Annotated in this window: 15 protein-coding genes and 2 pseudogenes; 6 read left to right on the top strand and 11 right to left on the bottom strand. The window is 34.3% G+C overall.

The window, feature by feature from the left end; translation table 11 throughout:
• Positions 1 to 566 precede the first annotated feature (566 nt).
• Complete coding sequence (locus tag CO726_RS12810; protein WP_098759956.1) at positions 567 to 791, bottom strand: hypothetical protein; 225 nt, start codon at positions 789 to 791, stop codon at positions 567 to 569.
• A gap of 719 nt (positions 792 to 1,510) precedes the next feature.
• On the opposite strand from CO726_RS12810, the gene CO726_RS12805 reads away from it, so the two are divergent.
• The 5 genes and pseudogenes from CO726_RS12805 to CO726_RS12785 all read left to right on the top strand — a co-directional run bounded on the left by CO726_RS12805 (position 1,511) and on the right by CO726_RS12785 (position 4,526).
• Positions 1,511 to 1,618, top strand: coding sequence for a YjcZ family sporulation protein (locus CO726_RS12805; protein ID WP_099684491.1), 108 nt, complete (start codon positions 1,511 to 1,513; stop codon positions 1,616 to 1,618).
• Positions 1,619 to 1,761: 143 nt separating this feature from the next.
• A pseudogene (locus CO726_RS33160) lies at positions 1,762 to 1,857 on the top strand (permease); the annotation flags it as partial.
• A gap of 105 nt (positions 1,858 to 1,962) precedes the next feature.
• Positions 1,963 to 2,514 carry an excalibur calcium-binding domain-containing protein gene (locus CO726_RS12795; protein ID WP_099684490.1) on the top strand — a complete coding sequence of 184 codons (552 nt, stop codon included), beginning with the start codon at positions 1,963 to 1,965 and terminating at the stop codon, positions 2,512 to 2,514.
• A gap of 55 nt (positions 2,515 to 2,569) precedes the next feature.
• Entirely contained in the window at positions 2,570 to 3,217 is a 648-nt protein-coding gene (locus CO726_RS12790) for a class D sortase (protein WP_099684489.1), read from the top strand.
• Between the two features lie 421 nt (positions 3,218 to 3,638).
• Entirely contained in the window at positions 3,639 to 4,526 is an 888-nt protein-coding gene (locus CO726_RS12785) for a DMT family transporter (protein WP_099684488.1), read from the top strand.
• Positions 4,527 to 4,593: 67 nt separating this feature from the next.
• On the opposite strand, the gene dnaB is transcribed toward CO726_RS12785, so the two are convergent.
• The 9 genes from dnaB to dcm all read right to left on the bottom strand — a co-directional run bounded on the left by dnaB (position 4,594) and on the right by dcm (position 13,496).
• Positions 4,594 to 5,889 (bottom strand): replicative DNA helicase, encoded by a 1,296-nt coding sequence (gene dnaB, locus CO726_RS12780; protein ID WP_136699599.1) that lies wholly within the window; start codon positions 5,887 to 5,889, stop codon positions 4,594 to 4,596.
• On the bottom strand, positions 5,886 to 6,749 hold the full coding sequence (locus tag CO726_RS12775; RefSeq protein ID WP_099684486.1) for a DnaD domain-containing protein: 864 nt from the start codon (positions 6,747 to 6,749) through the stop codon (positions 5,886 to 5,888). The genes dnaB and CO726_RS12775 overlap by 4 nt, the downstream gene beginning before the upstream one ends.
• 194 nt (positions 6,750 to 6,943) lie before the next feature.
• Entirely contained in the window at positions 6,944 to 7,270 is a 327-nt protein-coding gene (locus tag CO726_RS12770) for a nucleoside triphosphate pyrophosphohydrolase (protein ID WP_099684485.1), read from the bottom strand.
• A 52-nt stretch (positions 7,271 to 7,322) separates the two neighbouring features.
• The gene (locus CO726_RS12765; RefSeq protein WP_099684484.1) at positions 7,323 to 8,066 is read right to left on the bottom strand and encodes a MerR family transcriptional regulator; all 744 of its coding nucleotides are present in this window, start codon (positions 8,064 to 8,066) and stop codon (positions 7,323 to 7,325) included.
• Between the two features lie 8 nt (positions 8,067 to 8,074).
• Positions 8,075 to 8,326 carry a hypothetical protein gene (locus CO726_RS12760; RefSeq protein WP_099684483.1) on the bottom strand — a complete coding sequence of 84 codons (252 nt, stop codon included), beginning with the start codon at positions 8,324 to 8,326 and terminating at the stop codon, positions 8,075 to 8,077.
• Positions 8,327 to 8,329: 3 nt separating this feature from the next.
• On the bottom strand, positions 8,330 to 8,668 hold the full coding sequence (locus CO726_RS12755; protein WP_099684482.1) for a magnetosome magnetite crystal formation protein family: 339 nt from the start codon (positions 8,666 to 8,668) through the stop codon (positions 8,330 to 8,332).
• A gap of 358 nt (positions 8,669 to 9,026) precedes the next feature.
• Positions 9,027 to 10,436: a reverse transcriptase domain-containing protein gene (locus CO726_RS12750; protein WP_245916634.1), complete on the bottom strand. Its 1,410-nt coding sequence runs from the start codon at positions 10,434 to 10,436 to the stop codon at positions 9,027 to 9,029.
• A 457-nt stretch (positions 10,437 to 10,893) separates the two neighbouring features.
• Positions 10,894 to 12,024, bottom strand: coding sequence for a PDDEXK family nuclease (locus CO726_RS12745; protein WP_099684481.1), 1,131 nt, complete (start codon positions 12,022 to 12,024; stop codon positions 10,894 to 10,896).
• 188 nt (positions 12,025 to 12,212) lie between these two features.
• Entirely contained in the window at positions 12,213 to 13,496 is a 1,284-nt protein-coding gene (gene dcm, locus CO726_RS12740; RefSeq protein ID WP_099684480.1) for a DNA (cytosine-5-)-methyltransferase, read from the bottom strand.
• A gap of 326 nt (positions 13,497 to 13,822) precedes the next feature.
• Here dcm and CO726_RS12735 point away from each other — a divergent pair, with 326 nt between their 5' ends.
• Positions 13,823 to 15,214, top strand: coding sequence for a Sau3AI family type II restriction endonuclease (locus CO726_RS12735; protein WP_099684479.1), 1,392 nt, complete (start codon positions 13,823 to 13,825; stop codon positions 15,212 to 15,214).
• A gap of 150 nt (positions 15,215 to 15,364) precedes the next feature.
• Here the strand turns inward: CO726_RS12735 and CO726_RS12730 are convergent.
• Positions 15,365 to 16,575 (bottom strand): annotated as a pseudogene (locus tag CO726_RS12730) (TerD family protein).
• Positions 16,576 to 16,697 lie beyond the last annotated feature (122 nt).

The raw sequence follows: 16,697 nt of genomic DNA, 5'->3' as shown, positions 1-16,697 counted from the left end.
ACTTGCAACATATTTGCGGTATCCTTGCTCAAATTATAATAAGTGAAATATATCCAGCAGTGTTATTTCTTATACTATAAAAAAACGGATATACATAATCGCATATCCATTATCAAGAATATATATTGGGAGCAACTCTTCAATCTCCCTATTTGAATAACTTTTTCAAATAAAAAACCTTGTAAATGACAAAATCTTTTCCCAGCACATAATTTATACATTCTACATTACTATTAGTTACATAGCTTCACCACCTCGCATTAAAGCCTAATTTAAGTATTGAAATTCTCTAAATCTCGATGTATTATATTTTTGTATTTTCTCAGTTCCCAAGCCGAGAAAACATCATCACTTCTGAAAGAACCCGAACTCCATCGGGTTCTTTTTTATTTACTTGAACTCATTTTCAAATCATTGTATTATATTTTCGGGTCTTACTTATATAAATCATTATCAGGAGAATCTGCATGTTTGCAGGTTCTTTTTTTATTTCCCCCTTACCTTTCCTTAATAACAAACAAGACGCCACCCAGATCACGGCAGCGCCTACGATAATTACTATTGATTTAATCATTAACAAGTATATCCGGCCCCTTCTTCAACATATACGAGAAACTCGAAATAAATACGACACTAAATATAATAATAGAAGGCCACATATTAAAATGATATTCTTTACCTGCAACTAAATTATAAATGTTATGAAACAAGAAATTAGCACCTATAATAATTCCACCTACCATTGAACTAATTAAGATGCTCATTAAATAAAACTTGATTTTCCGAAACATCTTCCATCTACTCCTTTTCTAAAATAAACTTCATTTAAGTTGTTTTAGAAAATTATACCATTTATTTTTCGGGTATTATTAAATCTATAATTTAATTAAGGTTATTTTAAGGAAGTTGTCTAAGTAAATATCCATTTTATTCAAATACACGTTTCATATATAATCTCTATATAACAGAAAAATGCCATTTTAGCTTCATAGGATCCGTTTATCACTTGGCTTCCCCCTACCCTTAATTACCTTCACAGGAGTCGAATACTCATTTATAAACGCTACCTCGCCTCTTTGATACATTTACGAAACATTTATGTGTTATCTTCAGTAAGTTCTTTTCTTTTCATAATGTCGTGTGAGATATACCAAACCGAGAAGCCCTAGACCCCTAGTCCTAGGGCTTCTTCATTTAAATATGGATTTTATGCACTTTTATTTTATTCTATTCATACACTTTTAAGCGGATCTCAGAATCATTCAATAATCACCTGAATCTAATATTTCTCAATGAACAAAATAACTTAACATAGTAAGAAAATCTTCGGATGGAAGCCCCATGCATAAAATTAAGATGGTTCAAGTCGAAGAAAGGCAACTTTGGGCGTCTTTTCTGTATTTTCAAAAGGACCTGCTCAATTACTGCGTAAAAAACATACAGTAAATTGAATCCGTTAAAATATATGAGTGACCCTATGTTTCCCCTCTTATCTAAAGGAGGCACTATTATGGGCTTTGGTGGTAGTTGTGGAGGCTGTGGCTTTGCTGGAGGATTTGCTTTATTAGTTGTATTATTTATTCTATTAATCATTATCGGATGCAGTTGCTTCTGCTAAAAAACTATCGGAAAAGACAATCTTATAAGATCATAGCCATCAACTTAAGAAAATGAATAAAATAACGAAATTAGGGAACCCTTTCATGCAGTACTGCATGAAAGGGTTCCCTAATTTATGGCTATAAACAATAATACACTAGTTTCGGGCTAGTATTCTTCTATGTAATGGGGATTATTTTTGAGAGGTTTTATGATCAGGAGCAATTGTTGCGGTATGATATTACGAGAGAAATGTAAGTTTTTTAAAATCTTACATTTCTTATTTTTCCCTATTGTATTTTCGAATATTTGAATGTAAAATATTTCAATGTAATACATAATATTGGGAAAAGGGAGAAAATCATGAAAAAATTATTAGTTTCAGCAACAGCTTTCACACTTTTAACTGTGGGGTACAGTTCTTCTGCATTTGCAGCAAAAAATCCAAACGACAAAAATTGTGGTCACTTCAAAAACAAGCAAGAAGTTATGGAGTTCTGGCACAACAATGGATATAGCGCAACTAACGACCCTCACGATCTAGACCGTGACCACGATGGTTTACCTTGTGAAGTAAAAAAAGGGGATTATGATCAATTTATAGCTAGTAAACAAGCTACTAAAAAAGATGAAAACAAACCACAAGAGCAAACTAAGCAAGAACCTGCTAAACAAGAAAACACGAAACAAGAGAATACTAAGCAGGAGCCTGCTAAACAAGAAAACACGAAACCTCAAACAACTACAAAAGAAACAAAGAAAAACACTGATACAGCTGTAAAAAAAGAAAATAAAAAACAAGGTGAAAAATTACCAAACACAGCATCAAACGGTGTTACAATGATGTTAGCAAGCTTAGGATTAGCTGCGGTTGGATCTGTATTAATGTTCCGTCGTAAAAAAACAAACGCATAACATAATTCCTTTACAGGACAGGGTTCCCCTGTCCTTTTAAAATGGAGTGATATAAATGAAAATAAACCAATGGATCGGCTTATGTTTATTTATCGTTGGAATTTCGATTTTTTCTTATTGTTTTATAGAATGGTATAGCGCTAGAAGTTCAGCGGAATCTTTAGCTACTAGCGAAATAAAGAAATACGAAACACAAATACCAATCACAGCCCCAGCTGAAGACAATGACGATAAAGTAGAAACTCCTCAAAATCATGAAGAAATTGTCCAAATTCCGTCTTCAGAAGTAAATCATAAATCAGGACAAAAAGTAGCATACTTAATCATTCCTAAAATACAAAAGAAATACTCCATCTATTGGGGCGCTGATGATAAAGTACTAAAAAAGGGCGTTGGTATGTTTGTGAGTGAATTAACGACTACACCATCTGGAAATGGTCACACAGTTTTAAGTGGACATAGAGATACTGTATTTACTGGTTTAGGTCAATTAAAGGAAAATGACCAACTTATTGTGGAATACGAAAATAAAACCTACACATATAACATTAACAAACATTGGATAACAGAAGCGGAAGATCGAACTGTCATTGTAGAAAAAGATAAACCAACATTAACATTAACAACATGTTACCCTTTCAACTACATCGGTGACGCCCCAGATCGATACATCATTGAAGCATCTTTAATTTCAAATACTTAAAAGGAGCTGTCCCACGAGTCATTTTTTGACTATGTGACACCTCCTTTTTATTTTAGAAACATTACCATAAGCTTAATTCGATACAGTATAATAAATGTATAATACAGAAATTTCCATACGCTTATTTTGTAATATTTTCTGGAGGTGATTATCTTGAGTAAAAACGTGAATTTACTTCTTCAAATCCGAACTTTCAATAATCGAATGAGAATATCCCTCTTTCCCAACTCGCACCATCGTTCTTCCTAATTGTTCCGAAGTTATCACGCTACTAAATCTCTTCAAGATAGGTTAAAAAGGCTTCATCAATGGAATAAAACGTCGATAAATTTAAGTTACAAATATTCAGAATTAATATTAAAATAAAGAATGGGGATAGGGGTATGAAATTATAAAATTTATACATAACGAGGGAATAGAAATGAAACTACAATTAAAAGCGGATTTAATGCTACTACTAGTTACATTCTTTTGGGATGCATCCATCTTACTTGCAAAGCTTGGACTTGAGGGCATAGAAGAATACAATTTAATCGCATTACGATTTATTATCGCCTTTCTTTTATCAGGTTTAATATTTTACAAACATTTATTCAAAGTCGATTTTAAAACTGTAAAATATGCATTTATACTAGCTTCTGTCCTATTTATCGTTTACATTTTCGCGACTTTCGGTACTAAATATACGAGTGTTTCTAATGCTGGTTTCTTATTATGTCTCACAGTCATCTTCATTCCGATATTATCGGCTATATTTTTAAAACACATTCCAGAAAAGAAAGTTATAGTAGGAATCATTTTAACGATAATAGGGATTGGCTTATTAACATTAACGAGCGAATTCAAGATTGGTAACGGTGATATATTTTGCATACTATCTGCCTTATTTTATGCCATTCACGTCATTATTACCGGAAGCGTAACAAAACATGTGAACTCCATTGCACTTGGGATCATACAACTCGGTTTCGTCGGCCTATTTAGTCTTATTTTTTCATTCATGATAGAAACACCAAAGCTTCCTATCACAATCAACTCATGGCTAATCATCTTAGCCTTAAGCATATTTTGCACCGCAGTCGCATTCATCGTGCAAGTAATCGCCCAGCAATACACGACGCCTACACATACAGGTCTTATCTTTTCACTAGAACCTGTCTTTTCCGCAGGCTTTGCTTTCGTTTTCACAGGCGAAACACTCACAGGAAAAGGATACTTAGGGGCGACGCTTATATTAGTAAGTGTATTGATTGCTGAGGTGGATTTTAAGGGATTGTTGCGGGTTGGTTTTAGGAGGAATGTGGAGTAAGGATCTCTTATTCCACATCCGCATCATCTAAATGAATTAATAATATCCTGTTTCATACTACCAAGTCCTATCCCTTATTCAAACTCTCCACAAACCGCCCAAACTCCTTCATAAACCTCAGCTTAAAACTCCCCACAGGCCCATTCCGATGCTTCGCCACATGAATCTCCGTCATCTCTTTCTGCACCGTTTCCTTATCATAATAATCCTCCCGATACATAAGCATAATCACATCCGCATCTTGCTCAATTTGTCCTGTCTCTCGTAAGTCAGATAAAAGAGGGCGCTTATCTTGACGTGACTCTACAGAACGAGATAATTGCGACAACGCTACTACACAAACATTTAATTCACGCGATAATAACTTAAGCTTACGAGAAATTTCACTAATCTCTTGAAATCGATTGCCCTTATGCTTCGGATCGCCCGTAATAAGCTGCAAGTAATCTACAATAATTAAAACCTTTTTATCACCGTGCTTCCTCTTTAACTTACGAGTTTGCATCCAAATATCTTGCACTGTAATGCCTGCATGACCGTAAATCTCAAGCGGTAATTCACCGATTTCCGCAAACGCCTGACTCACCCTTTCCCAGTCTTCCATCGCAAAACGGTGCTTCGGATTTTTCAGCCTACCTCCTGACACCTCGCCTACGCAAGATGCCATCCTTTTTAACAATTGCTTACTACTCATCTCTAACGAAAACAATCCAACCGCCGCTCCAGACTTCGCCGCATGCAGTCCCACATTTAGCGCAAACGCAGTCTTCCCCATAGAAGGACGCGCACCAAGAACGACAAAATCACCTTCCTGAAGTCCACACGTCATTTTATTTAGCGATGTATAACCAGTCTCAATACCAGTAATCTCTTTCGCATCTTGATGAAGCTCTTCATATAAATCAACTAGCGCATCCTTCAAATCAAACTCACATACACAGTCCTTTTCCTCTAACTCACAAAGTGCCGTAATCGTCTCACCAATAATGTTCTCATTCTTCTCCGCAATAAGACGCTCTCCCATCTTGTGCCCAAGAACCCCAGCCTGATACATTTTCCAGGCACCTCGAACAAGCCCCTCATAATAAGAGAAGTTGCTAGTAGTAGGCACACCATCCATTAACCCTATAAAATACTCCATTCCCCCGATTCCCTGCAAAAATTTCGGATCTATCCTAGAAGTGAACGTCACAAGATCAATCGCTTGCCCCTCTTCTTCCATTTTTCGCATTAACTGAAATATAGACTTATGCACTGGCATAGAAAAATACTGCTCCGTCAAACGGCACTCCTTAATAAGCTCTCCATCAAGTAATAGAGAACCTAATACTGTCTTTTCCGCCTCCACATTTTGAATACTCATGGCCGCCACCCGCGTTCCGCTAAAAAGCGCTGCAACTCTTCCTCAGACGGCGCATTCTTCTCCCACTCCTCACACCTCGCCAAAAACTCCTCCGTCTCCCCCGTACTAACAGACGACTCCTTCTTCCTAAACTTAGCCGTATCTGCCTCAACCTCACACACTTTCGTAAATCCTTTCCCGTGCCACCCTCTCAAAATCCCCTTCACATAAGCAATCGTCCGCTTATTATTCTCAAACGCAATTTGAAGAGCCTTCAGCACAAGCTCCTCTGACAAATCTTCCATCCACGCACTCAATTCCTCCACCGCAAACGGAGACAAACTACCGAAATGTTGCTCATAAAAAGAAAACACGCGACTTCCCGTTTCTTCCTCTATAACCTCTTCTTCCTCTGTCTCCTCGCAAAAAACCGGCTCAACATCATCCATAGCCAAATCACCAGGCATACCGAAATGCGCTAGAAGCATCGGAACATTCAGCTCCTCCTCTACGCACTTCTGAAGAAACATATGTACAAACTCCTTATTCTTCACACCCTTCAGCTCACGAAGCACACACTTCTCCACATTCGTATTCGTCACAGGATTATACCGAAGCCAATTCAAAACGAATAACTCCCGCGTCTCCGCATCATAAAAAATCTTCCCATAATCAACAAAGCGCTGCACAAGCTTATCAACAGTCTCCCGGTTATAACCAGTCTCCATTTCAGCTAACCGCTTCGGAAAAGGAAAAATCCCGCACTGCGTCGTCTTCGAACAAGTTAATAAGTAAACATAAAAATACCGCTCCTCCGGCGTCAAATCCAAAACAAAATCATCCTGCCAAAAATTCACCTGCACATTACGATACACCGCCATCCTAATTCCTCCCGTCTCCATTCAAAAATGAAAACCTCTTCATAATATATATGGGCAGATGGCCAGGTTTTTGGCGTGTTATTTCAAATGTTTTTTCGACTACTACTACGGTGTTTGTTGGTGTTTTTGTTTTTGTTTTGTTTTTTCTTAGTGATTTATTACTTGGTAGGGGCTTGTAAGGGGCTTAGGAGGGGCTAGTTTTCGGTTACTTCGATTAGAAAGACTCGATCTGAGAAGCCGCCTCGTTCTTCTTCTTTCTTTTTTCGGATGTTGTTGATTTCTTCTAGTGTTGTACCTTCTTGTTCGGCTAGGGCGTTTATTAGTTCTAGTAGGTCGGATAGTTCTTCTAGTTTATGTTCTTTTGTGTCTGCTTCTAGATATTCGGATAGTTCTTCTTGTGTTTTTTTGCAGATTTCTTTTATGTATTCATCTTGGGGTAGGATTCTTGTTGTGGGTGTTTTTCCATTGGCTTTTATTATTTGTGGGATTTTGTCTCGGATTAGTTTGTTGTAGGTTGGCATGGGATTTTCCTCCGTTTGGTTTTTCTTTTATTATAATAGAAAAGCAGTTTAACTAGTTGTTAAACTGCTTCATTGCTTCTTTTATATAGTTTTCTTCTTCGGTTGTGAAAAGGGCTGGGAATTCGGCTAGTGGGAGGTTTGATCGTCTAATTATGTCCTCTATATCACATTGAGGTGTATCAAGATAGTTCATTACCTCTTCTATTAAATTGAAAAATTCCTTCAAAGTAACTTGAACGTCATGATGACTAGGATCCCTCTCTTCTTCCTTATACTTTTTCAACTTCACTATCACATCCATAAAACGTCGATCAAACTTTTCTTTTAGTTCCTTATTATTATAAAACGCTCGAACACTATCCGTTGAAAAATGTTCCTCTAACCATTCCTTATTTTCTTTCTCCCATATAAAAGTTTGCAAAAACGAAGAAAACAAAGCGACATCCACTCGTTCTTCCTTTTGAAACTTCTTCGTCATCTCATCCATATGCGAAAGCACCTTCGCAATTCTTTCTTGCTCTGCCAAAAGCACTTCTCTTTGAAAATCCATTTGTCTTAAAAAATCTTCAGTATCTACATCACGCTGCAACATAATATTTTGAATTTCACCAAGTGAAAAACCAAGATGCTTAAACGATTGAATTTGTTGCAGCACATACAAATCATCTTTCGTATATAACCGATGCCCGCCTTCAGTATAATCGCTCGGCTTTAATAAATTAATCTTGTCATAATAACGAAGCGTCCGCACCGTAACATCCCCAACACTTGCAAATTCACTAATCATCCACGCCATATCATCACCTACTCCGCTAACTTCTCTCTCACATACTGAAGCATACGAGAAAAACTCATCTCATTGTGCCGACAATATTGAAACAAACCTACAACAATTAATAAAAAAGGAACATTCCCTCTATACCGATTTTCATACTCACTAATACCATCATAAAAGTACTCATACTTTCTTTTTCGTAAAACAATATAAATCGCAATAAACAACACTGCAATCATAACCAAAAGTCGCTTTCCCCTTATCTCCACTTCTTGTTTCATCACCTATTCTCCTTCCACCGCATACTTATCTTCTTTAAATAACGGTATTCGAATGAAATAGCGATATGGTTCGTCGCGTATTACACTCCATGCAACAATAATCACTTGAACGACCTCAAAGACAAATACGATCCAAAACAAAACATCACTAATACGCGAACTAATATTAAATAGAAGAAAGATTAATAAATGAAAGTTGAACGCCTTTCGGCAACGGTATTTGTACACTTCATTTTTCCGTGCCAGCGTGATGTACATGAATAGTGGCGAAAAGATTCCTATTACGGCTGAAAGCAGTAGCATGATGATGGTGTTTCTTTTTTCTTTTGTGGTGGTTTTCATGAGTGGTTTGGTCCCCCCTTTTTTGATTTGTCCTTTTTAGGTTAGGGGGTGACGTTGGGGGAGGTGCAAGGGGATTATCTAACTAAAAGATTGTAAATAATATAATCATTTTTATGTATATTGATTATATAGTTTGTTTTTCTCATATAATTAAGGTCTTTGAACAATCACAAAAAGCTAGGGGATGTCCAGTGTAGAACTATACTTACTCTCACCTCTCCCCTAGCTATTAAAGATATAGCAATATTATCAATCACAGCACACTATATTTAAATTAGATTTAATCTCCAATAATAAGAAAACTATTTCGCCCACCTAATTGCTATACCTGCAATCAATTAAACAAACTATATAAAAACTAGTTACCATTTAAAACTTTATGTATTTTATACCAATGGCGTTTTATTTGGTTCTTTATAAGGCTCTTAATTGGTAAAGATTTCATTTTTTCATGTGCCTTATTTGCATAAGAAATAAAATTCCCATGTTTTTTATATTTAAATCCTAAATGTGTATATCTTTTATATAATTTTCCTCTCTCATATTTTTTACCAGTTTTCAAAGTGATATTTTTACAAACCTTTGCTTTTCTATAGGCGCGAGTATAGTATTTAAATAAACTTTTCTCTCGCACCTTTACTGTTAATCCATCCGTAACAAACCCTAAATAATCTAGTTGACTCGCTTCTCCATTCTCTCCTTTTATTATACCATCTTGATATAATCTAACTTCAGTTTTATCTTTTTGAATAACCAATCCATCATCCCTATATTCCCCAATTATATCTGTCACTTCAGTTTTAAAAAGCTTTACCCTCTCTAAGGTAACACCATTTTCAGGAATGACAAGAATTAAATCGTCACAATATCTTCTATATAAAGCATTGTGAGATTCCGCCCACTCTTTTAATTCTTGATCAAAATCTATTAAATGTATATTGGAACAAACCGCGCTCATTCCTGATCCTTGCGGAATTCCAAAAGGTTTTTTATTTTTTAATATTTTTTTTGTTTTTTTAAACTCCCTATATTCTCTTGGATTCATAACTCTTGATAAAGATCTATCCTTCAATTTTTGCCCAAGTAAATCTTTTCCGAATTTCTGTATTAAAAATTCATCTATATCAGCCTTATTAACATAACTAAACTGAGTTATACTTTTATAAATTTTATAAATATCTTTAGGAAGCTCTTCGCAATCTAATATAGCTTTAATTTTTCGTTTAAGTGCTTTATGGTTAATATTATCAAAAAAACTTGTGAAATCTAAAGAAATTATAATCGCCTCTTTATGTTTAAAAAGAAATTCAAATACTTCGTGTGCAAAATCTATATTATTAAAACCTTTTTTATTATTTCTATACGCCAACACATTACAATCAATATGCTTTTCAATTGCATATTGATTATAAAATCTATTCAACATTTCCCCATAATACTTATATATATAACTATCAATATGAGAAGAATAATAAATATCTCTAATTTTAACCTTTTTCTCTTTTAAATCTTTAGGCAATCCGGTCTTCTTTAAAACATTTCGGTTTGGTAAATCCTTCAATGTATATTTATTAAACTTTATCTGAAAATGTATAAATGGGAAAAAAGCATGCCGCTCAATCCATACAGGGTTCTGTATAAACTTCTTCACATGCTCGATTTTTATTCTGTTATCAAAATGAATATAAGACTTCAACTTATATTTAGACCAATCAACATGTGTAGAGCTCGGGAAGTCTTGTAATTGTAGTCTATTACTCTGATTCAAACAGAAAACCTCCCTAGCATACACAAAATAGTGACTACGATTTTCATAAACAATTCAATTATAATAGAATTAAATTACTATTAATAATTGTGGAAGGAATGATTAATATGCCCGATTCATCGATTACAATGATCATAGCAATATTATCCTTGCTCGTCGATGTTCTGATTCTTCAGAACATTGACAAACAGAAACCCTTCTCTCTTACATCCAATTATGTAAGACGCCTATACCTTGTAAATAAAAAAGATATATTAACAAAAATATACCATTTCCGCCTCTCAAAAATCAATTATTACGCATCCAAATTTTCGCATTATTGTTACATAAAAGTAAAAGGGAAGTTTTATTTTACACTCCCTTCAAATTACTTTTGCTCATCTTAAGTCCATCATTTTCAAACTTACTTTAAATCAAATAGTCTCAATTAATATTATCAAAAATTCTTTACGATACATTATCTAATTTCCTCAAACCGAATACTCTCTGTATTACCATCATAACTATATTTAATCAGCTTTATATCCGTCCATTCTGCTGGAACAATAGGTCTTCTTCCAATAGTATAGTTCCTTCTACAAACAATATTTTTATAATTTATTACATGTGGAGGAAATTCAGATGCCACTAGAAATGCATTTATCATTGAATAATCACCGTAAGCATATTCCTGGTTTATCCAATCAACATACTTCATGACTTGATCAATGGCTTCACAATCAGCCTTATCCTTTTTTATCTCTATAAGTAAATATTTAGACACCACATCATATCCTGATATAAATTTATATCCAAAAACATCCATTTTATCCATATAATCAACAGGTTTAAATGGAGAAGCAATTACTTGATGAGATACATAGTCCCATTTCCCAAATAAACTAGTATCATTATTCGCTATTACATCTACTATACTCGCTTCAATTGCCATTTCATGTTTAATCTTATCGTCTACAGCTGCATAGTTTAAAATATTCTCTGACTTCATTAAATAATCATTACCAATCTTACTTTTCAGTTCTTCATGAAATGATATATCGAGATTAAACTTCCCTTCATCCTCATAAATATATTCTTCGTTTCTTTTTAAGATTATATTTTTCAACGCTCTATTTTCTTCTTCATCAATCTTAATAAATGATTTTTTCCAAAAAGCTCTTAACATCCGAAAACTTTTTGGGCTAAACGATAGTATTTCATCCATGTCTATCCCTTTTTGAAAAAATGCAGGTGCGGGTGTAAAGATGCATAAACATCTATTATTAATACTACTTTTGTCCCTATGATAAAGCATATTGCCTTTAATTAATTTATACTCTGGGATCTTAGGAACATCTGCACCTGGATAGTTTAAATACTTACAATCATCACCTATATTAATTAACTCGCCGACTCCATATATTTTTCTATTTTGAAAAAAGTATACATTATCGCCCTCTTTCATGCTGAAATAATCCGCAAAAGTTCCTTCATGATGGGATTGCCAAGAGTTCTTCTTTGGTACACTGAGATTAGTGCTATATACCCCATTCTGCAAATACTCTCCCACATTTGTTTTTTTATCTAAACTAAAAATATAGCCCGCCATATTCCAAACCCCTCTTGTTTATTTTTTTGATATAACTACTATTCATTTTAATCACTTCCTCATAAAAATGAAGACTAAATTTACATATAATTCAAATCTACTATATTTAGTTTAATCCCCCTACAGTTATCATCTATCCATACATAACAAAAGGAGTGACTATAAATAATCACTCCTTCCCTCATTTATTAAAATAAACTCAACTGCACAATACTATCCATCTTCTCTTCTTCTTCGTTAATCTCTAAAATCCTTTGACCCATTCGCTCCACCAAATCAACCACTAAAGCATTTCCCATACAAAAGTATCTGTTTCTTTGTGGCATCCCAGTATTTGTCCAGTCCATCGGGAAACCATTTAATAACTCACATTCAACTGGTGTTAAATATCTTAGTCTTTTTGTATAAGGATCTTCAATAACATGGGAACTTCTATTACATGTTCCTTCACTTGTTAACATTGTACGTCCAGGCTTATCTAAATCATCAGGGAAAGCCATTCCTCCCTCAGAGTAGAAATATTTATGACCTGTCGCCTTTGACACTCTTTCTTCTTTTTTAGGACCTTTAAGATACTTAAGTTCCTCAAATTCCGTTCTTCCCTTTTTGTTAACCTTATCCATTTTCAAATAATACGATTCATCTGCAGGGCCAAATTTATCATATACCTTTTGAACAACTTCACCTAAAGTCTCTGGACTTTCAGTTACTGGAACTAATTCTTCGGTATATACTTGTCCATCCATCATTACGCCAGAATTATAGTATTCAGCTTTAAATGTATCAGAAACCTCAATAATATCGACTGGCAACTCAAATTGCCCTCTTTTTTTGTTTTCTTCAGGTGCTTCATGCACATTAAAAATTGGAGCGAAGAATCCATTTTCACACAATATCTCTAAAGGCTTCATTTTACTTTGAACAAATGTGAAATGAGATTCTTTTAAATACGCAAAAATAAATACTCTTCGTCTTCTTTGAGAATTTCCATAATCCGCAGCGTTAATAACTCTCCATTCCACTACATATCCTGCATCTCTAAAGCTCGCCAACATAATAGAAAAATCACGACCTCTTTGTTTTGCTGGTGACTTCAATAATCTATCTACATTCTCTAACAAAACAAATCTTGGCTTACGAGAATTAACTATATTCATTATCTCCCAAAAAAGAACACCTTTTTTCCCTTGTATTCCTTTTTCATTTGATAAAGTACGTGCTACAGAATAGTCTTGGCAAGGGAATCCACCTACTAATAAATCATGCTCAGGTACTTCTGGCCAAGCTTCAGCTATATCTCTATTTACATGTATTCCTTTATTTTCAAAGCGAGTTGCATAACAATTAAATGCGTGTTGTGCTTTAGTTGAGGGCTCCCACTGGTTCCCCCAAAGAACTTCAAATTTTTCATTTGCTTCTAGTCCTAATCTAAAACCTCCTACTCCCGCGAAAAGTTCTACTACTTTCACCATAAATACACGAACATCCTTTCGGTATTTTATTTATCTATGCTTCATTATAATAAAAAGTGAGGAAAAGATCAACTATAACATTTTAGGAATCATACTTTTTAACTTGTAACCGTTAAGAAAATAATTCGTTACTATATCAATAGTATAAACGAAACAAATCGCCTTGAATAGATCCAATATAACTGTTATTTAATAGAAAAAACTGACTTTTCCTTCTTATAAATTTTACTTGTATAAAATTGAAACAGCTTTTTATTATAGCATAGATTTAATATGTATTGTTTAAAATCATATAACGCAGCACTGGATACAGAAAGGAGTTTATTATGGACTATACTACAATAGAAGAACTAATGAAAAAAGCACATGAAGCTAAAGGAAAAACATTTGGTGAAATTGATTCCACTAACCGACTTGCAAATGCTAAATCGAAAGGTGGACTAGGGCAAGTAATCGAAGAAAGCTTTTTTGGATATGAAGTCAATTCAAACGCAGAAGCTGACTTTAAACACCTTGGTATTGAACTTAAAGTAACTGCATTTAAACAAAATAAAAACGGTTCATTATCTGCCAAAGAGCGGCTAGTCTTAAATATTATCAACTATATGGAAGAAGTTCATACACACTTTGAAACCTCAAGCTTTTGGAAGAAAAACGAAAAAATACTATTAATGTTCTATGAATGGGTACCTGGTGTAGACCGTAAAGATTTTCACATTACAAAAAGCCTTTTATTCACCTATCCCGAAGCTGATTTAGAAATAATTAGACAAGACTGGGAAACCATCGTAAATAAAATTCGTGCCGGCAAAGCACATGAATTATCTGAAGGTGATACAAACTATTTAGGAGCTTGCACTAAGGGTTCCAATAAAAATTCACTTCGCTCACAACCGTATTCTGAAATTCCAGCAATGCAAAGAGCTTTTTCATTAAAGCCTTCTTATATGACAGCACTAGTTCGCAGGTATCACCTAAACGAAGAACTAGTAAGTTTTACAACAACAAATGAACTAAAAGGAAAATCTTTAGAAGAAATCCTTTATTCAAAATTTGAAAATTACATAGGCTTAACTGATCAAGAAATCGCTCAAAAATTATCTATTGATTACAAACCTACAACAAAAAGCTTTGTTCCACTATTAGTAAGCTCTTTACTTGGTATCAAAGGAACTCGACTCGATAAAATTGAAGAATTTGCGAAAGCTAATATAGAATTTAAAACAGTTCGTTTAGAGCCCAACGGTAAACCTGAACAAAGCATGTCATTTGAAACAATCGATTTTCATCAATGGACAAACGAATCATGGGAAGAAAGCGAAATTAGAGAACGCTTCTATCAAACCAAGTTTTTATTCGTAATTTTTGAATTTAACCAAACAAAAAAAGAAAATCCAAATCGTAAACTCTACTTTAAAGGCATTAAACTTTGGAACATGCCTGCTCCTACAATAGAAAAAGAAATACGTGAACTATGGGCAGAAGTTAATAAAGTAATACATGAGGGTATTCAAATTGAATATAAAAAACGTGGTGACAAAGTCGTCGAAGCAAATAACCTACCAAAAATAAATTTCAACGGTGTCGCGCATATTAGACCAAAAGCCCGCAACGGTGCCGATAAAGTAACTTTACCTGATGGCCAACATATTACAAAGCAGTGTTATTGGTTGAATAATTCTTATATCGCCCAAATCATTAACAAAACGAATAAATAATTATCTTTCTTATTAACAAAAATGGATTATATCTAGATAGTATATAAAAACTTACCTAGCTATAATCCATTTAATATATATCATAAAAATTAACACATATTATATACAATATTTAATAATACTTCCATCTATGCAAAATCAGTTATTTCTTCATTTCCCCTTAAAATACTTCTGATAATCCTCTTCATTTTTAAATTCAATCGCCCAACATCCATTCGAAACTTCCCGTTCTCGTACAACAGTGGTGAAGCCTCTGAATGGTCTTTTGAGTAACTTTCTACGTGTGAAATTTTCATCTCATTTGAATTCGTGAAATCAATATGAGCAATACACACCCAATAAGCATGGTCATTTATTTCTAATAATGGTGCTGTTACAACGCTTCCCATATGATTATCGACAACAGCTTTAGCCTTCATAGAATAGAAACTCCCTATCCCATTTCCGACAGCACTATATGCAGCAAATAAAACATATTTTAAAGCTTCTGGTCGATAAATACGGATTGTTTCTTTTCCTGGTTCTTGCGAATCACCGTCCAACACAATATACGGCGATACTTTAGACGAACCTAGATTTTTATAATAAACCTTTCCTATCTCACCCTTGGTTGTTACGTAAAAACAATATAAGTCTAAATCTTTATTTGTTTCCCACTCTAAAGTAGCGGTTACCATTTTAGATTTTTGTATATTTATAGATTGTTTTTTCTTCAATTCAACCTTCACTGCATTAATAGTTTTTTGTACTGGAGGCGGAGTAGGAACTACTTTCTTCTCTACAGGAGGGGCAGTTTGTTTTTCATCATCTGCGATCTCTATTCCAAAACTTGTACACAATGCAGCTAACCCACCAAAATAGCCAGCTCCAATAGGATTGAACTTCCATCCTCCTCCATGTCGATATAGCTCTCCAACAATAATGGCACTTTCATCCGTAAATGGATACGTGATAGGAAAATGAATAATTTCTAACCCTGATTGTGCGTTGTTTATTTTCAATTGAATATGGGAAACATCTCGTAGCGCCTGTTTCTTCTCTTCCGCATTATGAATTGTAATCGAAAATACAATCTTTTGTACCTCATCTTTTATATGAGTAAAATCTATCGAAAATCTTTGTTTACTTCCATTTGTTTCATTTTGATGCAATTGAACAGATCGACAACTAGAATAAGGTTGTCCATAGAAAACGAAATCTTCTTCTTTAGTAATTTTCCCATTAAACCCTACTAAAAAAGCTGATGCATCTACATCCATATTCATCGGGGCATTCCAAGTTAAATCTACCAGTAACCCTTTAATCTCTGGATGATTCTTTGTAACGTCTATCTTTTGTCCCCTTACTAAAGTATGTATCATCATAATTCCTCCGTCCTACCCCTTTAATATTTTATCATTCAGTTCAATTATACTCCTCTTCAGATTTCTAAGGATATTCTAATTATTATTTTCAACTTATATCCCTAAACATATAAACACCC

The organism is Bacillus fungorum (assembly GCF_002746455.1).
GTDB lineage: Bacteria > Bacillota > Bacilli > Bacillales > Bacillaceae_G > Bacillus_A > Bacillus_A fungorum.
This window is presented reverse-complemented; position numbering and strand designations above follow the sequence as displayed.